Source organism: Natronolimnohabitans innermongolicus JCM 12255, assembly GCF_000337215.1.
GTDB classification, from domain to species: domain Archaea; phylum Halobacteriota; class Halobacteria; order Halobacteriales; family Natrialbaceae; genus Natronolimnohabitans; species Natronolimnohabitans innermongolicus.
Genome location: NZ_AOHZ01000111.1, coordinates 1 through 18,885 on the forward strand (window position 1 = coordinate 1; position 18,885 = coordinate 18,885).

Genomic DNA, 18,885 nt, shown 5'->3' on the forward strand with positions numbered 1-18,885 from the left:
TTGAGTGCGGGTTGGAACCTCGAACGCCACGCTCGGCGGAAATCCGATGGTCGGATTCCACGTCCTTCAGGGCGTGGAGGAGGTCAATCTTCGAGCCTTTTGTACGGACGAGCCGAAGCTATCGGTGACGTGGTAATCGCAGCGACTGACGGGCGGCGATCAGACGTAGCCGAGGGCACTCAATCGATCCTCGACGACGTCTTCGTCAGACGCCGTGGCGCTTTTTTGCGGCGGTTCCGCAACAGTACGCCGGCGATCGGCACCCTCGACCTCGAGCCAGGGGACGGTTCGAACCTCGTCGCGATCGAGGCCGCGCGGATGGCCGTACATCCGCATCGGGATCGGGAACCCACGCTCGCCGATCAGGTTGCCGTGGTCGGCGGTGACGACGCTCTTTCCGCCGAGCGACTCGAGCAGCCGTTCGACGTGCGGAAAGAGGAGGTCGAGGTTCTCTCGGTAGGCAGTAAGCACGGTTTCGGCGTCGACGGTCCCGTCATAGATTAACCCGAACCAGGGGTTAGGCGCCTCGCTCCGCTCGTCTGCGTCGAGTTCTTCGATCCCCATATGATCGAACGTGCGCCCGGTCGGACCGAGAAACGGGAAATGTGGTTGCATAAAGTGGACGATCAGCCGTTTGTCGGGGTATCGCTCGTGAGCGGCGATCGCTTCCTCGACGACCGCCTCCGGCTGCACCGTTCCTGCGTCCTCGTCCCAGCGAGTCTCGAGTAGGTTCTCGACCGCGTGGAAGGTGTCGTCGGGAAGTTCGTAGACGTGGGGGTTGGCCGTCACGTACACCGTGTCGTGGAGCGCCCGTTCGGCGAAGTTCGCTTCCATGAACTCCCAGCTGTCGCTGCCCTTCGACCGCACCGCTCGGAGGTCGCCCTCGAGCGGATTCCGGGCCTCGAAGAGATCGTACCGACAGGCGTCGAGGATCAGCAGGTTGTCCCAGTCGGCGGCGATCGCGTCGAACCCGTCGTCGGTTCCGTCGAGGGCGTTCAGCGCGCGCCGGACCCGGGAGTTCACCCGGAGAGTCCAGTGGAACAGCTCTCGGTACACCAGACGCGGGTTCTCGAGCACTCGCCGGAGGTTCTCGCGGGAGTAGTGGTCAGGTAGAATCGCGGACACCATACGGCTACTCGCCTATCGCAGTTGCAATTGTAATGATGACGAAACAGACGCTGTATCGGCGCCATACGCGAGCCGGAAACAACCGTATGCTTCGAAAACCGCCGCCGGCCGCGTCGACGGAACGGGAACCGCTTACGTCCCCGTCAGCAGACGGGATCCGTGCCGTCGTCCCGTAACGACCGCACTACTAACTGGTCGGTACTGGAAATCGAGTCGAATGTCTGAGCAATCGTCCTCGGCACTGGGGTCGTTACGTTCGGTCGCTGACGGTGCGTCGCTTCACTACATCGGGACGATCGTAATCAACCTGGCTGGATTTCTGTTGACCCTCGTCCTGACACGGACGCTCGGCGCGACGATCTACGGGATCTACGCGTACGGAACGATGGTACTCCAGTCGGTATTGACCGTCGCTAATTTCGGAACCGACGTCTCCGCGACGCGGTATCTCTCGGCGAACCGGGACGATACGGCCTACCAGAATCGAATCCTGGGGCTCGCGTACGCGACGACGCTCGGCGTCAGTCTCGCCGTTGCGATCCTCCTCTTCGTCACCGCCCCGACAATCAACGCCTACACCCTCGATCAGCCGCTGTTCACGCCCGCCATGCAAGTGTTCGCGATCGCCCTGCCGTTTCAGGCGCTCACCTACGTCGTCTCGAGCACGTTTCGCGGCCTCGAGATGGCGGTCGGGAAGACGGTCGTTGCCGTCGTCGGTCCGGTTCTCCAGTTGCTTTTCGTCGTGATCGCAGTAGCGATCGGATACTCCGTCCTCGGGGTCGCCGCGGCGTATGCGACCGCCTGCCTCGTGGCGTTCTCGGTCGTGTTCTGGTACGTCCTCAAGCGAACCACTCTTCGGCCCGAGTTCGACTTCTCACGGCGCGAGGCGCTCGATTTCTACGACTACTCGGCGCCGCTGACGCTGTCGGAAGCCGGCAACTTCCTGTTCAAGCGCATCGACGTGTTCATGGTCGGAATCTTCCTCGCAGCTGCTGACGTCGGCATCTACAACGTCGCGGTGCTGCTCGCGACCGTCCTCGCGATGCCGCTGGTCGGCATCAATCAGTTGTTTCCACCGGTGGCCTCGCGACTTCACTCCAAAGGAGCGATTGACGAACTCGAGTCGGTGTACGCGACGGTGACCCGCTGGTCGATCACCGCCTCGGTCATTCTGGCGCTCCCGGTCGTGATCTACCGGACCGAAGTGCTGGCGCTGTTCGGTTCGGAGTTCGTCGCGGGGACGACCGTCGTAATTCTGTTCGTCGCCGGCCAACTGTTCAACGCCGCCGCCGGCCCCGCCAACGACCTGCTGACGATGACGAACCACCAGTATCTCGTCATGGTGAACCACCTGGTATTCGGCGGCCTCAACGTCGTCCTCAACTACATCTTCATCCTGGAGTTCGGTTTGGTCGGCGCGGCGCTGGCGACCGCGAGCGTGCTCGCCGTGTTGAACGTTCTCCGAGTTGCCCAGGTCTGGTACCTCGAGGGACTGTTCGCCTACACCGCGGCGCTGTGGAAGCCGCTCGCAGCTGCGTCCCTCGCCGCCGTCGTGATGTGGTTCGCAGGACTGTACGTCGACGGGTTGCTCCTCGTCGCCGTCGGCAGCGTCGCCGGTGTCGTCGTGTATCTCGCGTCGCTCTATCGGCTCGGACTGAACGAACGCGATCGCGAACTCGCCGGCGAGTACCTCGACATAATGGGCTAAGCGACTGTCTTGATACGACAATCGTCGATTTTCACCTACAGAAACAGATCAGGGAAAGCGGGCGTCGTACACCAACCATAGGTCGGGCTTGCTGAACATTACTAATGTGGCCGACCGCTGTGCAAGACTGTGACATGGATGGGGAAGCAGTCAGCCAGTATTTCGACGCGACGGCCGACGTGTATACCACAGAGACAGAAATCGACGAAATGGATCCGCCGCCGCTCGTCGACGAATTCATCGATCACCGCTGTAAGAAAGGGGATCGACTCCTGGAGATCGGCTGCGGTGACGGGAAATTGCTCGAGTACGTCCTCGAGTACACCGATATTTCGGAAGCGTACGGCATCGATATTTCGACGGAGATGCTTCCGGATCCCGACAACGACGCCCAGGGCCAGTATCTCCACGCCTCGGCGACAGACCTTCCGCTACCGTTCGAGCGCGAGGGATTCGATTTTGTCGTGATGAGCGACGTGCTTCACCACCTCGTCGGCCCATACCGCTGGGAAGCAAAGCGACGTGCACAGGCCGCCCTGGTCGAGGCGACGAACCTCCTCCGACCCGGCGGTTACCTACTCGTGAAAGACATCTTTTACGAGAGTCGAGCTGGTCCTGATACGCTGACCTCGCATCTGATATTTCTCGGGCTCAGACACTGCTCCGGAGTCGCCTCGCGGATCGACGTCGAGGCGTTACCCGGACTGTTAGTATCGTTTTACACTCGTGATGAACTCCGCGAATTACTCCGCCAGTCGGGGACAACGGTCGTCGATCGGTCGATCGAACGGGGGTCGAAACAATCGACTGTTCGTCGATTGCTCGTTGGTGACTCGGGGTGTATCCGGCTGTACGCCGAGAAGAAACGGCGGGACAATCCACCGACAAATGCGAAACGTGTCGACGCGGCCGGTTCGCGATCAGAGGGTGGAGCCGATGCCGAGAACGGGTCCGGAGCGCGCGATGGGTGACTCGCTCTGGAGGTGGGACGAATGACCGAGACACTCGACGTCGTGGCCGTCGGCAGCGCCCTACTGGACGAACAATACGCGGTCTCGAACCTCCCGGAACCCGACGGCGGTGCGTTCGCGTACGACGAATCGGTAGCTTTCGGCGGCGTCGCCGCGAACGTGGCGGTCGCGCTCTCGCGACTGGATCGGTCGACCGGCGTCGTTGCCCGACTCGGTGACGACGACATCGCCGACGCCGTCACGGCAGACCTCCGCACGGAGGGTGTGGCGCTCGACCGGGTTAGACGAGGCGACGAACGGTCGACCTACTGTATGGTCTTTCGCGACGCTGATGGGGAACGAACGATCGTAACCAGGGGAGGGGCCGCGAAGAACCTGCGACTGACCGAACGCGATGAAGCGACTCTCCGATCGGCCGACATCGTGTTCGCCAACGGATTCTGTCCGGACCGAGTCACGAGCAGGCTCTGTAGTCTGGCTGCGAACGGTGCGATCGAACTCGCCTTCGACCTCGCCAGCCCGCTCGACGGGCTAACAGATCGCGGAACCGAACGCGAGACGATCGACGATTTGCTCCCATACCTCGACCTGTTCGTCGCGAACGAGGCGTCCATCAGGTCCTACCTCGGGGATGATGGACGGGACGCGGTCGAGGTCCTGCGGACCAGCGGTGTTTCCCGCGGCGCGCTCACCCGCGGTGAGCGCGGTGCACTCCTCTGGACGGACGACTCGGTCGTCGAACTATCAGCGATGGACGTACCCGTCGTCGATACGACAGGCGCGGGTGACGCATTCGTAAGCGGATTGCTTCATCGGTGGGTGCTCGAGAACGAACCGATGCGGTCTGCCGGCCGATTCGCGACGGCAGCCGCGGGCTACAACTGTACCGAACAGGGTGCCCGTGGTGGGATGGTCGGTGAGGGGCAACTCGAGGACGTGTTGCGGAACCAGCTCGTGTAGGGGACTGTTGAGACGTCCTCGATCGCGGACGGCAGTGTCCGGTCGAGGATGCACACGGGGGAGACGAAACAACGGATCGTTGTCGACGGGTGGTATCGACGCGTCCCTGACGAACAGTGCTGTAATTGTATCCTGACCGTAGTATAACAATTCTATTTTGATACGTTCGTTACTATGGACGTCTGTTCGCTGCAAATGGTTATACCCGTCAATAGTTTGCTCGGCGGCATGAGAGTGGGTGTCTACCACGACAGCATCGGAACGAAACACGCGGGCGGTATCGCCGTCTACGCACGCGAACTGGCCATCGAACTATCGTCCAGACACGAGGTCTACGTGTACACGCAGGAAGGAGAGATCGCACCGGAACTAGCGGACTCGGACGTCGAAGTCGTGACCACGCCACGCTTCGACGTCCCGACGCTCAACGGTCGGCTGTCGTACTCGGTTGGGTGGCCTCTCCCGTTCGGACAGCAGCCGATCTCCAAACTCGCGATGATCGCCTGGTCGGCGTACAACGACGTGCTCGATCACATCGAGGAGCACGTCGACGTGCTGATCGACTACCAGCTCCCGGACGACCTCTTACTCTCGAACTTGGTCGACGTTCTGACGATCTGTGGCTTCCTCAGCGACGAGAGCGGCGGCATCGGGACGGCGCTCCACAGCCGGTACACGAAGACGGAAACGAACTTCGCTATCTCGCCGTATCTGGCCGATCACGTCACCGAAACGCTCGGCTACGACGTCGACGAGGTTGTGCTCCCCGGCCTCGACGTCGATCAGTTCCACCCGGAAACCCTACCGGCGTTCGATCGCGAGGAAGAGACGATCCTCTTCGTCGGCCGCCTCATCGAGGCGAAGGGTATCTTCGATCTCCTCGAGGCGGTCGCGACGCTCGAGCAGAACGTCCACCTCCGGATTGTCGGGGCCGGACCGGCGGAGGGAGCGATTCGCCGTCGGGCTCGGGCGCTCGGGATAGCTGACGACGTAATTCTGGAAGGCGAAGTCCCCCACGAGGAACTCCCAGCCTACTACACCGCTGCGGACGTCTTCTGTCTCCCGACGCACGTCGACAGTTTCGCTATGGTCAATCTCGAGGCGATGGGCTGTGGCGCGCCGGTCGTAACGACCGATCTGGACGGGATCAAGACCTACCTGACCCCTGATGAGAACGGCGTCGCGGTTCCCCCCGAGGATCCCGACGCGCTCGCCGCCGCGCTCGGGGACCTGCTCTCGGATCCCGTCCGCCGTCAAGAATTGGGGCGGAACGCGAGAGCACGAGCCCGCGAATTCTCCTGGAGCGAACAGGCTGCGAAACTGGAACGACTCTGTGCAGCCGAACTGGGGATCGAACCGCCCGAACGCGAGCAGGTCCGCACCCGCGGCGAACCGGTGACGGACTACACCCGATCGACATACGGTCGCTGAGTCTCCTGTCGACCGGTTTGGGATCGACGAGGTGCACAACCATCCCAACGGTCGGAAGCACCGAAATGGCCGGAACAGTTAGCTCTCCCTATCGTTCTGACTGTGGACCGCCGCCACGACGAGTTCGCGTTCGCCGAGGATGTAGCAGTTGCCGACACGCTTGATCGTTACGAATAACCAACGACTATTCGTTCCGCCGCCGAACGAAGCTACATGTTTGGGAACCGACCGTCGTCGTCGAGAAGCGACACCGAATCCGACTCCGAAGCTGCACCCGCGTCCGAAACCGGCCGAGGGCCTCTCGGACGGCCTGCTGCGCTCTTCCTCGCTGTAACGCTACTCGCGTTTGTACTCGTACTCGCACTGGCTGCTCGTCGAACCCGGCGACGCGACGAGCCGTCGCTCGAGCCCCCCTTCTAACAACCCGACCGATACCCCACGCGATCGCCCTCGAGCCCGGGGTTTTTCGTCCTGTGCGTGAAACTCGCGAGCAATGGACGAACGGAGCGAGTCGGGCGACGGGGCGGCGGTGATCCGCGTCGCCGGCGGCTCGACGCACGGACGACGGAATCGACGGGCCCTCGAGGCGATTCGGTCGGCGGCGACCGACGCTCGCGTCCTCGAGACGGGGCCGACGGGAATTTGCGAGTACGAGCCGCTCGTGATGCTCACGCTGGACGACCGGACGGCGTTTCACCCGTCTCCGGGCGCCGGGCGCCTCGAGTCGCTGGTCGACTCCCTCGAGCGCGGCGACCTGCCGACCGATGATGCGATCGCGGTCGTCGATCACGAGCCGACTCCCGAGGCGTTGCCGACTCCCGACGAGGGTCCGCTTTCGGTGGGACAGCGCCGGATTCTCGCCAGATGCGGCTGGCTCGAGCCGACGGCGGTTCCTGTGGGTGGAGTCCCCGACGACGGTACCGACGCCGCTGCTGACGGAGCCGACACCGACGGGGATGGCGATACGACGACCGAATCCGCAGCCGTCTTCGCGAGCGACCACCCCGAGGACGCGTTCGCTCGAGTGCGCGAAATCGGGCTCCTCGGTCGCGGACGGGGCGACTGGCGTACCGACGAGCCGGTCACAGACGAGTGGGAGATCGCCCGCGATGCGGCCGGTGGAGACGCCGCCGTCGACACCGACGACGCTCGAGCCCCCGTCGTCGTCGTGAACGCCAACGAGAGCGACGATCGGAACGAGACCGACCGGCTCCTGCTCGAGTCCGTCCCGGGCGAGGTCGTCGACGGCGCGCTGGCGGTCGCGGAACTGATCGGCGCCGACGACGTCGTTTGCTACTGCAACGAGGCGGACGACCGGGCGCGCGAACGCGCCCACGACGCGGTCCGCAACGCCGCGGAGACGCTCGGCGACCGACTCGAGCGCGCCGCCAGCCCGGAGGTCGTCGTCGGCCCGGACCGGTACATCGCCGGCGAGCCGACGATGGCCCTCGAGGCGATGGAGGGTACCGACCGACTCGAGGCGCGGCTCCGTCCCCCCTCGCCGGCGGAACACGGCCTCTACGGGCGGCCGACGGTCGTCCACACACCGCGGACGCTGGCGCAGGTCCGGCAGGCCGTGCTCGACCCCGACACGTTCGACGCCGACGACGCGGACCCCGGAACGCGACTCCTCACCGTGACGGGCGACGTCGACGCGCCGGCGACCGTCGAACTGCCGACCGGCGGGAGCCTCGAGGCCGTCCGGGAGGCCGTCTCGCTCGAGGGACGGTTCAAGCTGGCCTGCGTCGGCGGCCAGTTCGGCGGCTTCACGCGCTCGCTCTCGCAGTCGCCGTCGGCGCCGGCACTCGAGGGGGCCGGACTCGGCACCGAGGGCGTCGTCGAACTGCTGAACGAGGACACCTGCGTTCTCGCGACGGCCGGGCGCCGAGCGAACTTCGCGATGGAGGAAAATTGCGGACGCTGTGTCACCTGCCGCGAGGGATCCAAACAGCTCACTACCATGCTCAGAGACGTCTACAGCGGCGAGTACCGAGATGCGAAGATCCGCGAACTGACCCGCGTAATGGGCGAGACGAGCCTCTGTCAGTTCGGACGTTCGGCGGCGCGCCCGGCCGTTACGGGGCTGCGCGAGTTCGAACGCGAAGTGGCCGCCCACGCCGAGGGGCGGTGTCCGAGCGGCGAGTGCGAGGTCGGTGACGGCGCCGGCAACGGCGCCCTCCGGGGCCGGGGAGGTGGCCGATGAGCAGCGAGGACCCGGCGAGCCACGTCGACGACGTCGAGGCCGAACGCCGGCCGACGGCGGTCGCGCAACTTCCGTCGGTGCCGAACGTGACCGATCCGCGGCCGAGCACGCCGCTGACGGAGCAGTTCGAAACCGGAACCGCGAACGACCCCGACGTGCGAAGCGCTGGCGTCGGTACCGCCACCGGTACTGCCACCAGCGCCGGAACCGACGCCGACGCTGTCGAGGAAATGATCCGGCTCACGGTCGACGGCACCCCTGTCTCCGTCCCGCCCGGCTCGACGATCATCGACGCCCTCGAGGCCGTCGAGCCCGCTGCGGAGGTCGCGGCGCTCTGTTACTACGACCGCGATACCGAACAGGCGGACGCGATCGGGCCGCGAGGTGCGTGTCGGACCTGTACGGTCCATACCGAGGAACACGGCCTCGTCTCGTCCTGTTCGCACCCCGCCGAGGACGGGATGACGGTCCGGACCGACGAGGACGGGGCAACGGAGGCCCGCGAGGTCAACCTCGACCTGCAGCTGTCGGATCACAACCTGCGCTGTACCACCTGCGGCCAGAACGGCCGCTGCGAACTGCAGGATACCTCGATCGAGCAGGGGGTCGAAGAGCCGCGCTGGGGCGTCTTCGAGGACCGCGACGAGTACGAACCGCTCGACGACACCTCGCCGGCGATCCAGATCGACCGCAACAAGTGCATCCTCTGTAACCGCTGCGTCGAGGCCTGCAACGACGTGCAGGTCGAGGGCGTCCTGCGGATGGAGGGCAACGGCCAGGACACCCGCATCGCCTTCCAGAACGGCGAGGAGACGTTCGACGAGTCCACCTGCGTCTCCTGTGGCCACTGCGCGACCGTCTGCCCGACCGGCGCCTTAGTCGAGCAGGGACTGACCGACGCCGCGACGATCCCGCTGCCGGGCTTCACGCAAGCGAACTCGATCGGGACGGTCCTCGAGAGCCCCAAAGCCGAGACCGCCGACCAGACGGAGGCGCCGAACCGCGACCTGCCCTACGATATCGACGGCCGTGGCGGGGCCACCGATGCCGACGAGGACCTCGCCGGCGTCGCCCGCTTCATGTCGATCGCGAAGGCTCGAGCCGGCGACGCGCGAACCCGGGCTCGGCACACGCTCCTCGAGGCCGGCGACCGCGCGTTAGCGGAGTTCGAACACGTCGCCGAGGAGATTGCCAGCGAGGCGATGCCGGCTGGCCGGCTGTTCAACGTCGCGACGACGATCGGGGACGCGCGGCTCTCCCGAATCACGAAAGCCGAGACCACCTGTAACTACTGCGCCGTCGGCTGTCGATTCGAGCTCTACGGGAAGGACGGCGAAGTCCTCGGCGTCCGACCCGCGGAGGCCGAGGCGGCGCCGGCGAACGACTTCTCGACGTGCGTGAAGGGGAAGTTCGGCTACGACTTCGTCGACGCCGACGACCGACTCGAGACGCCGTTGATTCGCAAGGAAGACGCCCCGGACGGCCCCGTCGGCCGCGAGGCGTTCCGCGAAGCGACCTGGGCGGAGGCCATCGACCGGGTCTACGAGGGGCTCTCCGAGATCCGGGACGAACACGGCGCCGACGCGCTCTCGGTCATCTCCTCGTCGAAGACGACCAACGAGGAGAACTACCTCAACCAGAAGTTCGCCCGACAGGTCCTCGGGACGCCCCACGTCGACAACTGCGCGCGGCTCTGTCACTCCTCGACGGTGGCGGGGCTCCAGCAGACGGTCGGCTACGGCGCGATGACCAACCGGATCAACGAGGACATCGGCGAGACCGACTGCTACCTGATCACGGGTTCGAACACGACGGAGTCCCACCCCGTCCTCGCGACGCGGATCAAGCAGAACGTCCGCGACGGCGCCGAACTCATCGTCTTCGATCCGCGCGAGATCGGACTGGCGGAACATGCGGACCGGTACGTCCGGACGACGCCGGGAGAGGACGTCGCCTGGCTCAACGGGATGATGCGACACATCATCGAGGAGGACCTCTACGACGAGGCGTTCGTCGAAGAACGAACCCGGAACTTCGACGACCTGAAGGAGAAGGTCGAGCCCTTCACGCCCGAACAGGTCGAGGAGCTGACGGCCGTTCCCGCGGCGGAGCTGAAAGCGGCCGCCGAGACGATCGCCACCGCCGACACCTGTATCTTCGGCTGGGCGATGGGGCTGACCCAGCACACCACCGGAACGCGAAACGTGATGGCCATCGCCGACCTCGCGTTGCTGACCGGCAACCTCGGTAAACCCCGCGCCGGGCTCTCGCCGTTCCGGGGGCAGAACAACGTCCAGGGCGGCGGCGGCGACATGGGACCGGCGCCGCACACCCTCCCCGGCTACCAGAGCCTCGGCGACGAGGCCGTCCTCGAGAAGTTCGAGGGCGAGTGGGGCGTCCGCCCGCCGAACGATATCGGGTTGCGCCTCCCCGAGCAGTTCCACGCGATCGACGACGGGGAGCTTCGCGGCATGTTCGTCATGGGCGAGAACCCGGTCCTCTCGGAGCCGGATATCGACGACGTCGAGCGGTCGCTCCGGGAGATCGACTTCCTCGCTGTCCAGGACATCTTCCTGAGCGAGACCGCCGAGTACGCCGACGTCGTCCTTCCGGCCGCCTCCGCCGCCGAGAAGTCGGGGACGTTCACCAACACCGAACGGCGTATCCAGCGCGTCCGGCCCGCGGTCGATCCGCCCGGCGTCGCCGAACCCGACCAGGAGATCCTCATCCGGTTGGCTCGCCGCTTCGGCTACGACTGGGACTACGACGGTCCGGCGGACGTGATGGACGAGATCAGTAGTCTGGTCCCCATCTACGGCGGCGTCACCTACGAGCGACTCGAGGCGGAGCCGAACGGCATCCAGTGGCCCTGCGTCGACGAGGACGACCCCGGAACTCCCTACCTCTACGAGGACGAGTTCAACTTCGAGGACGGGAAGGCTCGGTTCGTCCCGGCCGACTACGCGAGTCCGCCGGACATGCCCGACGAGGAGTACCCGCTCACGCTCTCCTCGGGTCGGGTGCTGTATCACTGGCACACGGGGACGATGACCCGTCGCGTCGGGACGTCGATGAACCACGTCCCGGAGAGCTTCGTGACGATCCACCCCGAGATGGCCGCCGAACTGGGCATCGAGGACGAGGAGTACGTCCGCGTGCAGTCCCGTCAGGGCGAGATCGTCGTCAAATCGAACGTCGAGGACACCGCCGATCCCGGCGTCGTCTTCATCCCGATGCACTTCCCGCAGGGGGCGATCAACAAGCTCACCCAGCACGAACTCGATCCGACGTCGTACATCCCGCAGTACAAGGTGACGAGCGTCCGCGTCACGCCGCTCGACGTGCCGCCGTCGGAGGCGGCCAACCTGGTCGATCCGACGCCGGGCCAACTCGAGGGCCAGCAGGGCGACCCCGACGACGTCGGGGGCCGTCGCGCCGACGACTGACCGCGTGTAGCGCGAGTGGATCGCGAGCGATCGCTCGCTCGAATGGGTGGGTCGGTTGTCGATTCGGATTTTTCGATATGTATGGTGTAATGCCGAGCGATTGTGTTAGAACGGACCAGAAGTTGACGCGTGGCGACCGAACGACCATAATCTTCCTCCCAAATGAATATATTGGCACCTTAGTGCCAAAATAACCATGATTGTCCCATTATATCCTCAGAGTAGCAGTGTTTACCCGAGTAAATACCTTTATTATGGGACGAACGGTAAGTGTAGTCGAGGTGGTGATGACACGAACAACGATGCACCGCACCAACCGATAAGACGGAACCACTGTGGCCTGTGACACCGCATCAGTGTGTGTCGATACCGCATACGGCGAATACGAACGCCTCAACCATGCCCTGATAACGGCGTTTTTCGTTTTGCTGTCCGCGTCGGCCGTACTCGACGTGCCCATCGAGTTGCGTCCCGATCACTGACGCCAGCGGCCGACAGCCGATTTTGTCACCGTTCGCTCGTTCGACGATTTCAGCGTACACAACCCGACCAACACCGACGCGAGTCGCGTGACCTGCGCCGATTCTCGTAGCCACTGATCGTCAGTGTCCATCTGCTCGCAAGATGGCCTCGTGAGCAGTGTGTTACTCGTTTCGACGATACGATAGCAAACCGCTCTCGAAGACGATCGTTACCGAACGATCGTCACCGGCACCGCGACCCGACGACTCACCGTCTCGGCGACGCTGCCGAGTAGCACCCGCGACACGCCGGAGCGGCCGTGGCTGCCGATGACGACGTGATCGACGTCGTGCTCGTCGGCGTACGAGACGATCGTTCTCGCGGGGCGGCCGGTTTCGACGGCCGTCTCGACGTCCGCGACGGATTCGTACCCTTCGTCCTCGAGGCGCTCGAGGGCCTGCTCACAGAGGGTTTCGCCGCGCTCGCGGGCACGGTCGAACGCGTTGACGTCGTAGTAAGCCCCTTCGGTTCCCCCGTAGCTACCCGCGACAGGGTCGACGACGTGCAAGACGGTAAGCTGGCTGTCGGGAAACTGCTCGGCCGCACACTCGAGGGCGGCCCACGACGGCGGCGAGCCGTCGATCGGAACGAGTACGTGGTTCGGCATACGCGTGGAGATGCCGCGGAGCGACAAAGAAACCCCCCGCCAATTTTCACCTGCCGGTCTCCGAACTGGGCGCCGACTCGAAAGCGAACCACGGTGAAAGGTACGTCCCGTCGGAGCCCCTTGGGTCCGTATGGTCACGCAGACGGACGTCCTCGTCATCGGCGGGGGTGCGACCGGAACCGGAATCGCCAGAGACCTCGCGTTGCGGGGCGTCGACGTGGTACTCGCCGAGCGCGACGGCCTCTCCGCGGGCGCGTCGGGCCGCTCACACGGCCTGCTCCACAGCGGCGCCAGATACGCGGAGAGCGACCCCGAGGGCGCCCTCGAGTGCCTCGAGGAGAACCGAATTCTCAGGGACGTCGCCGGCGCCTGCGTCCGGGAGACGGGGGGGTTGTTCGTCCAGCGAAGCGAGGACGATCCGGAGTACTTCGAGGAGAAACGCGCGGCCTGCGAGGAGATCGGCATCCCGGTCGACGTAATCGACGGCGACGCGGCCCGCGAGGCGGTGCCCGGCCTCTCCACCGAGGTCGAACGCGCGATGTGGGTTCCCGACGCAGTCGTGGTTCCGTCGCGGCTGGTCGCGGCGAACGCGGCCGACGCCCGCGAGCACGGGGCGCGAATTCTGCCCCACTCGCCGGTCGCGTCGATGGCCGTCGCGAACGGACGGGTCGAATCGGTTACGCTCGAGCGCGGCGACGGAGCGACCGACGGCACCAGTACCGAGGAGACGATCGAACCGACGTACGTCGTCAACGCCGCGGGCGCCCACGCCGGACGAATCGCCGCGATGGCCGGCGTCGACGTCGAGATGCGGCCGACTCGAGGCGTCATGGTCTCGGTCGAACACGACGGCCTCGAGCCCGTGCTCAACCGCTGTCGCGACCCCGACGACGGCGACATCATCGTCCCCCACGACGGCCAGGTCGTCCTCGGAACGACGAGCGTTCCCGTCGACGATCCCGACGACTACGAGACGGCCGACTGGGAACTCGAGGGGACGATCTCGGAGTGCGCGACGATGTTGCCGGCGGTCGCAGACGCCGAGCGCGTCCGAACATGGTGGGGCGTGCGGCCGCTGTACGAACCCGAGGAGGCCGAACACGGCGGTCGCGGGATCTCGAGAGGGTTTCACGTCCTCGAGCACCCCGACGAGGGGGCAGAAAACTTCGCCAGCGTCGTCGGCGGGAAGCTGACGACCTACCGCCGGATGGCCGAAGCGACGGCCGACCTCGTCGCCGATCGACTCGGCGTCGACGCCGCGTGCACGACGGCCGAGCGCGAACTGACCGGCGCCGCCGACCCCGAGACCCTCGACGAATTCGTCCGCGAGTTCGACGGGCAGGGGCCGACTGACTCCGATTTGATCGGGAGTCCGACACCCGGTGCGTAGCGATCACGACTCCGACTCGAGACTGATCGGTGAGCGCGATAGTAACTCGAGTCCGACGAGGCGATTATCGGTGCGTCATCCGTTTTGGACGAGTCCGCGCGTCATCGTCCGGAGCGACTGCGTCACGGCCGCAGGGTGGGGTAATCCGAGCCGGTAGCGGATCCGATCCTGGCGCTTGAACGGCTCGAACACCGCGGGCTCCTCGAGGTCCCAGATCGTTGCACGGGCGTTCGTCCCACCGTGTCGGGACAGAATCGCGTTCGCGGCGCGACGCCCGGCCTCGTTGGCCGACTCCATCGACGCCAGATCCGAATTCGTCCGGACGTAGTCGCTCGCCAGCGTGAGGTTCGCAACGCCGACGTCGGCCGGCGGCCGGTTCCGAAGCGAGCCGACGGTGTTGATCAGCAGCGGCGAGCGGTTCTCGACCCCGCCGTCGGTCTCGACGATCGCCGGATCGAGGAACCAGTCGACGAGCAGCTCGTCCCGGAGGCGCTCGGCCGGAGCGTTCAGGTGCGCTTTCAGTTGCTCCCAGATCTCCGTCGCGATCTCCTCGCGCGTACACTCCCTGGCCGGCCGCTCGTAGACCAGTCCGGGCGTCTCCCAGTCCGAGGCGATCGCCGAGATAACGCCCGTCGCTTCGTCGGGACCGCGGCCGTCGAGGTCGTAATCGGTCCAGAACTGGCGCTGGGAGATCGACGTGAGCGCCCACGGCGAGTCGGCGTAGACCTGATGACCGCGAGTGAGTGTGACGTCCTCGCTGAGGTAGAACTGGATCCCGTTCATCCACGCCGTCTCGAGCCGCTCGATTCGACCGAGTTCGGGCGCCGCGCGGGTTAGCGCCGGCGTGACGAGTTCGGGAGCGACCTCGACCGGCACGGCGAGGACGTACTCGTCGGCGACGACCGTCTCGCCGTCGGCCAGCGCGGCACCCGTGATCCGCCGACCGTCGAACTCGAGTTCGGTTACGGGTGCGTTCGGCCGGAATTCGACGCCGAGGGTCTCGAGGTGGCGGATCCAGGGATCGATCCAGGCCTCGCTGGTCGGCGCGTTCAGGATGCGCTCGGTCGGCCGCGTCGGATCGAGTTGGCCGAGTAGCAACTGCAGGTAGATGGTTCCGATCGTCCGGGCGCTGCCGAGTTCCGGTCGCAAAGCGACCAGCGACTGGGTTGCGAACGCGAGCCGGTCGCGAAACTCCGGAGAGCGGTTTTCGGCGTCGACGAACGCCCACCAGGAGACGTCGTCGAGCTCTTCAGCCCGACGCGCCTCGCACGACGTCAGCAGATAGCACAGTCGCTCGAGCAGGAAGCGAACGTCTCGGGCGGGCACGTCCTCGGCGAACGCCGGTCGGAGCGACTCGAGCCAGCCGCGGACCGGATCGGGCGTCCGGGTCTCAGCGACCTGATCCGCGGCCGTTGCACTCGCGATGAGCGTCGCTTCGGTTTCGACGAGGTTGTCCGCGACGGTGCTGTCGCCGTCGGGGATCCGCGCCATCGTCTCGACGACGTGGCGATAAAAGGCCGGAAAGAATCGAAATCCGTGTTCGCCGTGCAACGGTCGCTCGGCGTCGGAAAGCGGGATCGATCGGGCCTTCCCGCCGAACTGATCGGTCGCTTCGTAGACGGTCACCGACAGGCCGCGGTCCGCGAGTTCGTGGGCCGCGGTGAGGCCGCCGATTCCGCCGCCGAGTACGGCAACGTCGGTCATCGGGAAGGACTCGGAGCGCTAGCGACCTAACGCTCCTCCCTAACGAAATAGCAATCGCAGTACCTTCGAACGGCACACCAGCGGACCCGCCGAACGAGACCGTTCCCGCGCGGTCAGTCGTCGGCCTGGGCTTCCGCAGCGGCCGGCGCTTCGGCCTCGAGTTCGAGTTCCTGCGCATCGAGCCACGTCTCGGCGTCGAGGGCGGCCATACTGCCGGTTCCGGCGGAGGTGATCGCCTGCCGGTACTCCGGATCCATCACGTCGCCGGCGCCGAAGATGCCCTCGACGGCGGTCTCGGTCGTCATTCCATCGAGCGTCTCGAGGTGGCCCGACTCGGCGAGTTCGACCGGCGTTTCCTCGAGGAACGCGGTGTTGGGGACGTGGCCGACGCCGTAGAAGACGCCGCCGGCGGCGACGTCTTCGCGGTCGACTTCGCCGCCGGCTTCGAGTTTCGATTTCGGCCGTCCGTCGGGGTGAGAGACGAGCGTCGCCCCGGTGACGCCCTCCGCTTGCGAGCCGTGGATTTCGAGCAGTTCGGCGTTCCAGCGGAACGAGATTCGCTCGTGGTCGCGGGCTCGCTCGGCCATGATATCGGAGGCGCGCAGTTCGTCGCGACGGTGGACGACCGTGACGCTGTCGGCGAACTTCGCGAGGAACAGCGCCTCCTCCATCGCGCTGTCGCCGCCGCCGATCACGAGGACGTCGTCGCCGCGGTGGAAGGCGCCGTCGCAGGTCGCACACGTCGAGACGCCGTAGCCCATGAGTTCGTCCTCCCCGTCGGCGCCGACCCAGCGCGCGCTCGCGCCAGTCGCGACGATCAGCGCGCGCGTTCGGAGCGCGTCGCCGTTCGCGAGTTCGAGTTCGAATGGTCGCTCCTCGAGCGACGCGTCTTCGACGGTTCCGTGGACGAACTCGGCGCCGAATCGCTTGGCCTGCTCTTTCCCGCGCTGGATCAGTTCCATGCCGCCGACGCCCTCGGGGAAGCCGAGGAAGTTCTCGACGTCGGTCGTCAGCGTCAGCTGGCCGCCCGGCTCCGGTCCCTCGAGAACGAGCGGCTCGAGGTCGGCCCGTGCGGCGTAGACGGCGGCCGAGAGGCCGGCGACGCCCGAGCCGACGACGACGACGTCGCGAACGTCCGCGGCGGTCTCGGTTCTCTCGGTCCCCTCGCTCATTCCGTGTATCCCTCGATCAGGTCGCGAAGGCGGTCTTCCGGCAGCACGCCGGTGTGCTGTTCGGCCTGTTCCCCGTTCGCGAAGAGGACGATCGTCGGGACGCCGCGAACGCCGAACTCGCCGGCGAGCGGCTGGTTGTCGTCGACGTCGACTTTCGCGATTACGGCCGCAGTGTCACTCGCCAGCCCGTCGAGAACGGGCTCGAGCATCTTGCAGGGACCACACCAGTCGGCGTAGAAGTCCACGAGCACGACGTCGTGCTCGTCGACGACCTGCTCGAGGTGATCCGCTCCCTCGATGTAGACTGGTTCGTCGACCGAGGCGCCGTCCGATCCGCTGTGTGCATCAGTTGCCATCACGTCTTCGTAGGAGCCGATAGCGTTTAAAGGTTTTGTGAGTAATGTGCAATATTGGCACGCCGGAGATCACAACCGGCCGTCCCTCGAGATCCGTGGCAGATTCATACCCCTCGAGACCGTTCGACAGTCCATGGATCGAGTCGAATTCGTTTACACGCTTGGGATGTCCGAAGCGGAGGTCGAAACGCACCTCGAACGCGTCGAGACCGGCGTTCTCTCGCTCGCGTCGGACGACGACGCGTACGCGATTCCCGTCGCCCACCACTACGAGGACGGGTCGCTCTACGTCCGCCTGTCGACCGACGGCTCGAGCACGAAGCTGTCGTACCTCGAGGAGACCGAAACCGCGTGTCTCACGCTGTACGACGTCGACGTGTCCGGGGACTCCTGGAGCGTCGTCGTTACCGGGCCGCTCCGGCAACTCAGCGACTCCGAGCGCGAGGCGTTCGACGCGGCGGCGGTCAACGAATCGTTCCTCGAGTTGCGGGTCTTCGACGAGGATATCGAGGCGATCGACCTCGAGATCTACGAACTCGAAATCGAGACGATCGCCGGTCGGAAAACGGGGGCGTAACGGTCGAAAACTGTCGGCGAAACGTGGAGTACGAACCACGCTGTGTTACAGGACGTGTGGGAAGTTTGTTTTATCTGCACAATATACGCGCGCAAACGTGTCGGCCACACCGTACCGTCGGTACCGCACGCTCATACTGTCGGACACCAGTCAGTGAGACGTCGGTCACGAATTCGCGGTCGTCTCCGACGGTGACGACCGCAGTAGCGCGACCGATCGTCAACTCGTGCTGTCCGGCAGTATCAGTAGGGCGGTCGCTGTGCTCGAACGACGGCGGCGAGTTGCTGGTGTTCGTCTGCGAGCAGTTCGTTCAGGTCGTCGACAGTGATGATCCCCGCCAGTTCGCCGCCGGAATCGACGACGGGAAGCCGACGAACCCCGTGTTCGCTCATCAGTTCGGTCGCCTTGTAGAATCCGGCGCCGCGATCGATCGTACACAGGTCGGTCGACATAACGTCCTCGGCGGTGAGGTCGTTCGGATCCGCGCCGCTCGCGATGACTTCGAGGGTGAGGTCGCGGTCGGTGACGATACCGACGGGTTCGCCGTCGTCGGAAATCACGACGCTTCCGACGCTCTCCGCTTGCATCGTCGTCGCGAGTTCCTGGACTGACGTATCCGTCGCCGCGGTAACGACGTCGCTTCGGGCAAGGTTGTCGACTGGCATGGGTCGGGTATTTCTCCCCACGCTCGAGCGTATAATACTGTGTGG

14 protein-coding genes are annotated in these 18,885 nt (G+C 65.4%); 8 read left to right on the forward strand and 6 right to left on the reverse strand.

Annotated features, from left to right (window positions below; genetic code table 11):
- Positions 1-159: 159 nt before the first annotated feature.
- Complete coding sequence (locus C493_RS21525) at positions 160-1,128, reverse strand: alkaline phosphatase family protein (protein ID WP_007261618.1); 969 nt, start codon at positions 1,126-1,128, stop codon at positions 160-162.
- A 217-nt stretch (positions 1,129-1,345) separates the two neighbouring features.
- Here C493_RS21525 and C493_RS21530 point away from each other — a divergent pair, with 217 nt between their 5' ends.
- From C493_RS21530 to fdhF, 6 genes are all read left to right on the forward strand, one after another.
- Positions 1,346-2,836 carry a flippase gene (locus tag C493_RS21530; RefSeq protein ID WP_007261619.1) on the forward strand — a complete coding sequence of 497 codons (1,491 nt, stop codon included), beginning with the start codon at positions 1,346-1,348 and terminating at the stop codon, positions 2,834-2,836.
- A gap of 134 nt (positions 2,837-2,970) precedes the next feature.
- Entirely contained in the window at positions 2,971-3,807 is an 837-nt protein-coding gene (locus C493_RS21535; protein ID WP_007261620.1) for a class I SAM-dependent methyltransferase, read from the forward strand.
- Between the two features lie 21 nt (positions 3,808-3,828).
- Positions 3,829-4,767: a carbohydrate kinase family protein gene (locus C493_RS21540; RefSeq protein WP_007261621.1), complete on the forward strand. Its 939-nt coding sequence runs from the start codon at positions 3,829-3,831 to the stop codon at positions 4,765-4,767.
- Between the two features lie 228 nt (positions 4,768-4,995).
- Entirely contained in the window at positions 4,996-6,198 is a 1,203-nt protein-coding gene (locus tag C493_RS21545; RefSeq protein ID WP_049889572.1) for a glycosyltransferase family 4 protein, read from the forward strand.
- Positions 6,199-6,691: 493 nt separating this feature from the next.
- Positions 6,692-8,401: an NADH-ubiquinone oxidoreductase-F iron-sulfur binding region domain-containing protein gene (locus tag C493_RS21550; RefSeq protein ID WP_007261623.1), complete on the forward strand. Its 1,710-nt coding sequence runs from the start codon at positions 6,692-6,694 to the stop codon at positions 8,399-8,401.
- Positions 8,398-11,847: a formate dehydrogenase subunit alpha gene (gene fdhF / locus C493_RS21555; protein ID WP_007261624.1), complete on the forward strand. Its 3,450-nt coding sequence runs from the start codon at positions 8,398-8,400 to the stop codon at positions 11,845-11,847. The genes C493_RS21550 and fdhF overlap by 4 nt, the downstream gene beginning before the upstream one ends.
- Before the next feature lie 691 nt (positions 11,848-12,538).
- Here the strand turns inward: fdhF and C493_RS21560 are convergent.
- Entirely contained in the window at positions 12,539-12,976 is a 438-nt protein-coding gene (locus tag C493_RS21560) for a universal stress protein (RefSeq protein ID WP_007261625.1), read from the reverse strand.
- A 130-nt stretch (positions 12,977-13,106) separates the two neighbouring features.
- Here C493_RS21560 and C493_RS21565 point away from each other — a divergent pair, with 130 nt between their 5' ends.
- Entirely contained in the window at positions 13,107-14,366 is a 1,260-nt protein-coding gene (locus C493_RS21565) for an FAD-dependent oxidoreductase (RefSeq protein WP_007261626.1), read from the forward strand.
- 75 nt (positions 14,367-14,441) lie between these two features.
- Here C493_RS21565 and C493_RS21570 read toward each other — a convergent pair whose 3' ends face one another.
- From C493_RS21570 to trxA, 3 genes are all read right to left on the reverse strand, one after another.
- On the reverse strand, positions 14,442-16,070 hold the full coding sequence (locus C493_RS21570; RefSeq protein WP_007261627.1) for a hydroxysqualene dehydroxylase: 1,629 nt from the start codon (positions 16,068-16,070) through the stop codon (positions 14,442-14,444).
- Positions 16,071-16,183: 113 nt separating this feature from the next.
- Complete coding sequence (locus C493_RS21575) at positions 16,184-17,242, reverse strand: NAD(P)/FAD-dependent oxidoreductase (RefSeq protein ID WP_007261628.1); 1,059 nt, start codon at positions 17,240-17,242, stop codon at positions 16,184-16,186.
- The gene (trxA, locus tag C493_RS21580; RefSeq protein ID WP_007261629.1) at positions 17,239-17,598 is read right to left on the reverse strand and encodes a thioredoxin; all 360 of its coding nucleotides are present in this window, start codon (positions 17,596-17,598) and stop codon (positions 17,239-17,241) included. Before trxA ends, C493_RS21575 begins: the two co-directional genes overlap by 4 nt.
- A gap of 133 nt (positions 17,599-17,731) precedes the next feature.
- Between trxA and C493_RS21585 the strand changes: the two genes are divergently transcribed.
- Positions 17,732-18,175 (forward strand): pyridoxamine 5'-phosphate oxidase family protein, encoded by a 444-nt coding sequence (locus tag C493_RS21585; protein WP_007261630.1) that lies wholly within the window; start codon positions 17,732-17,734, stop codon positions 18,173-18,175.
- Positions 18,176-18,417: 242 nt separating this feature from the next.
- On the opposite strand, the gene C493_RS21590 is transcribed toward C493_RS21585, so the two are convergent.
- Positions 18,418-18,840 carry a CBS domain-containing protein gene (locus C493_RS21590; protein WP_007261631.1) on the reverse strand — a complete coding sequence of 141 codons (423 nt, stop codon included), beginning with the start codon at positions 18,838-18,840 and terminating at the stop codon, positions 18,418-18,420.
- Between the last annotated feature and the right edge of the window lie 45 nt (positions 18,841-18,885).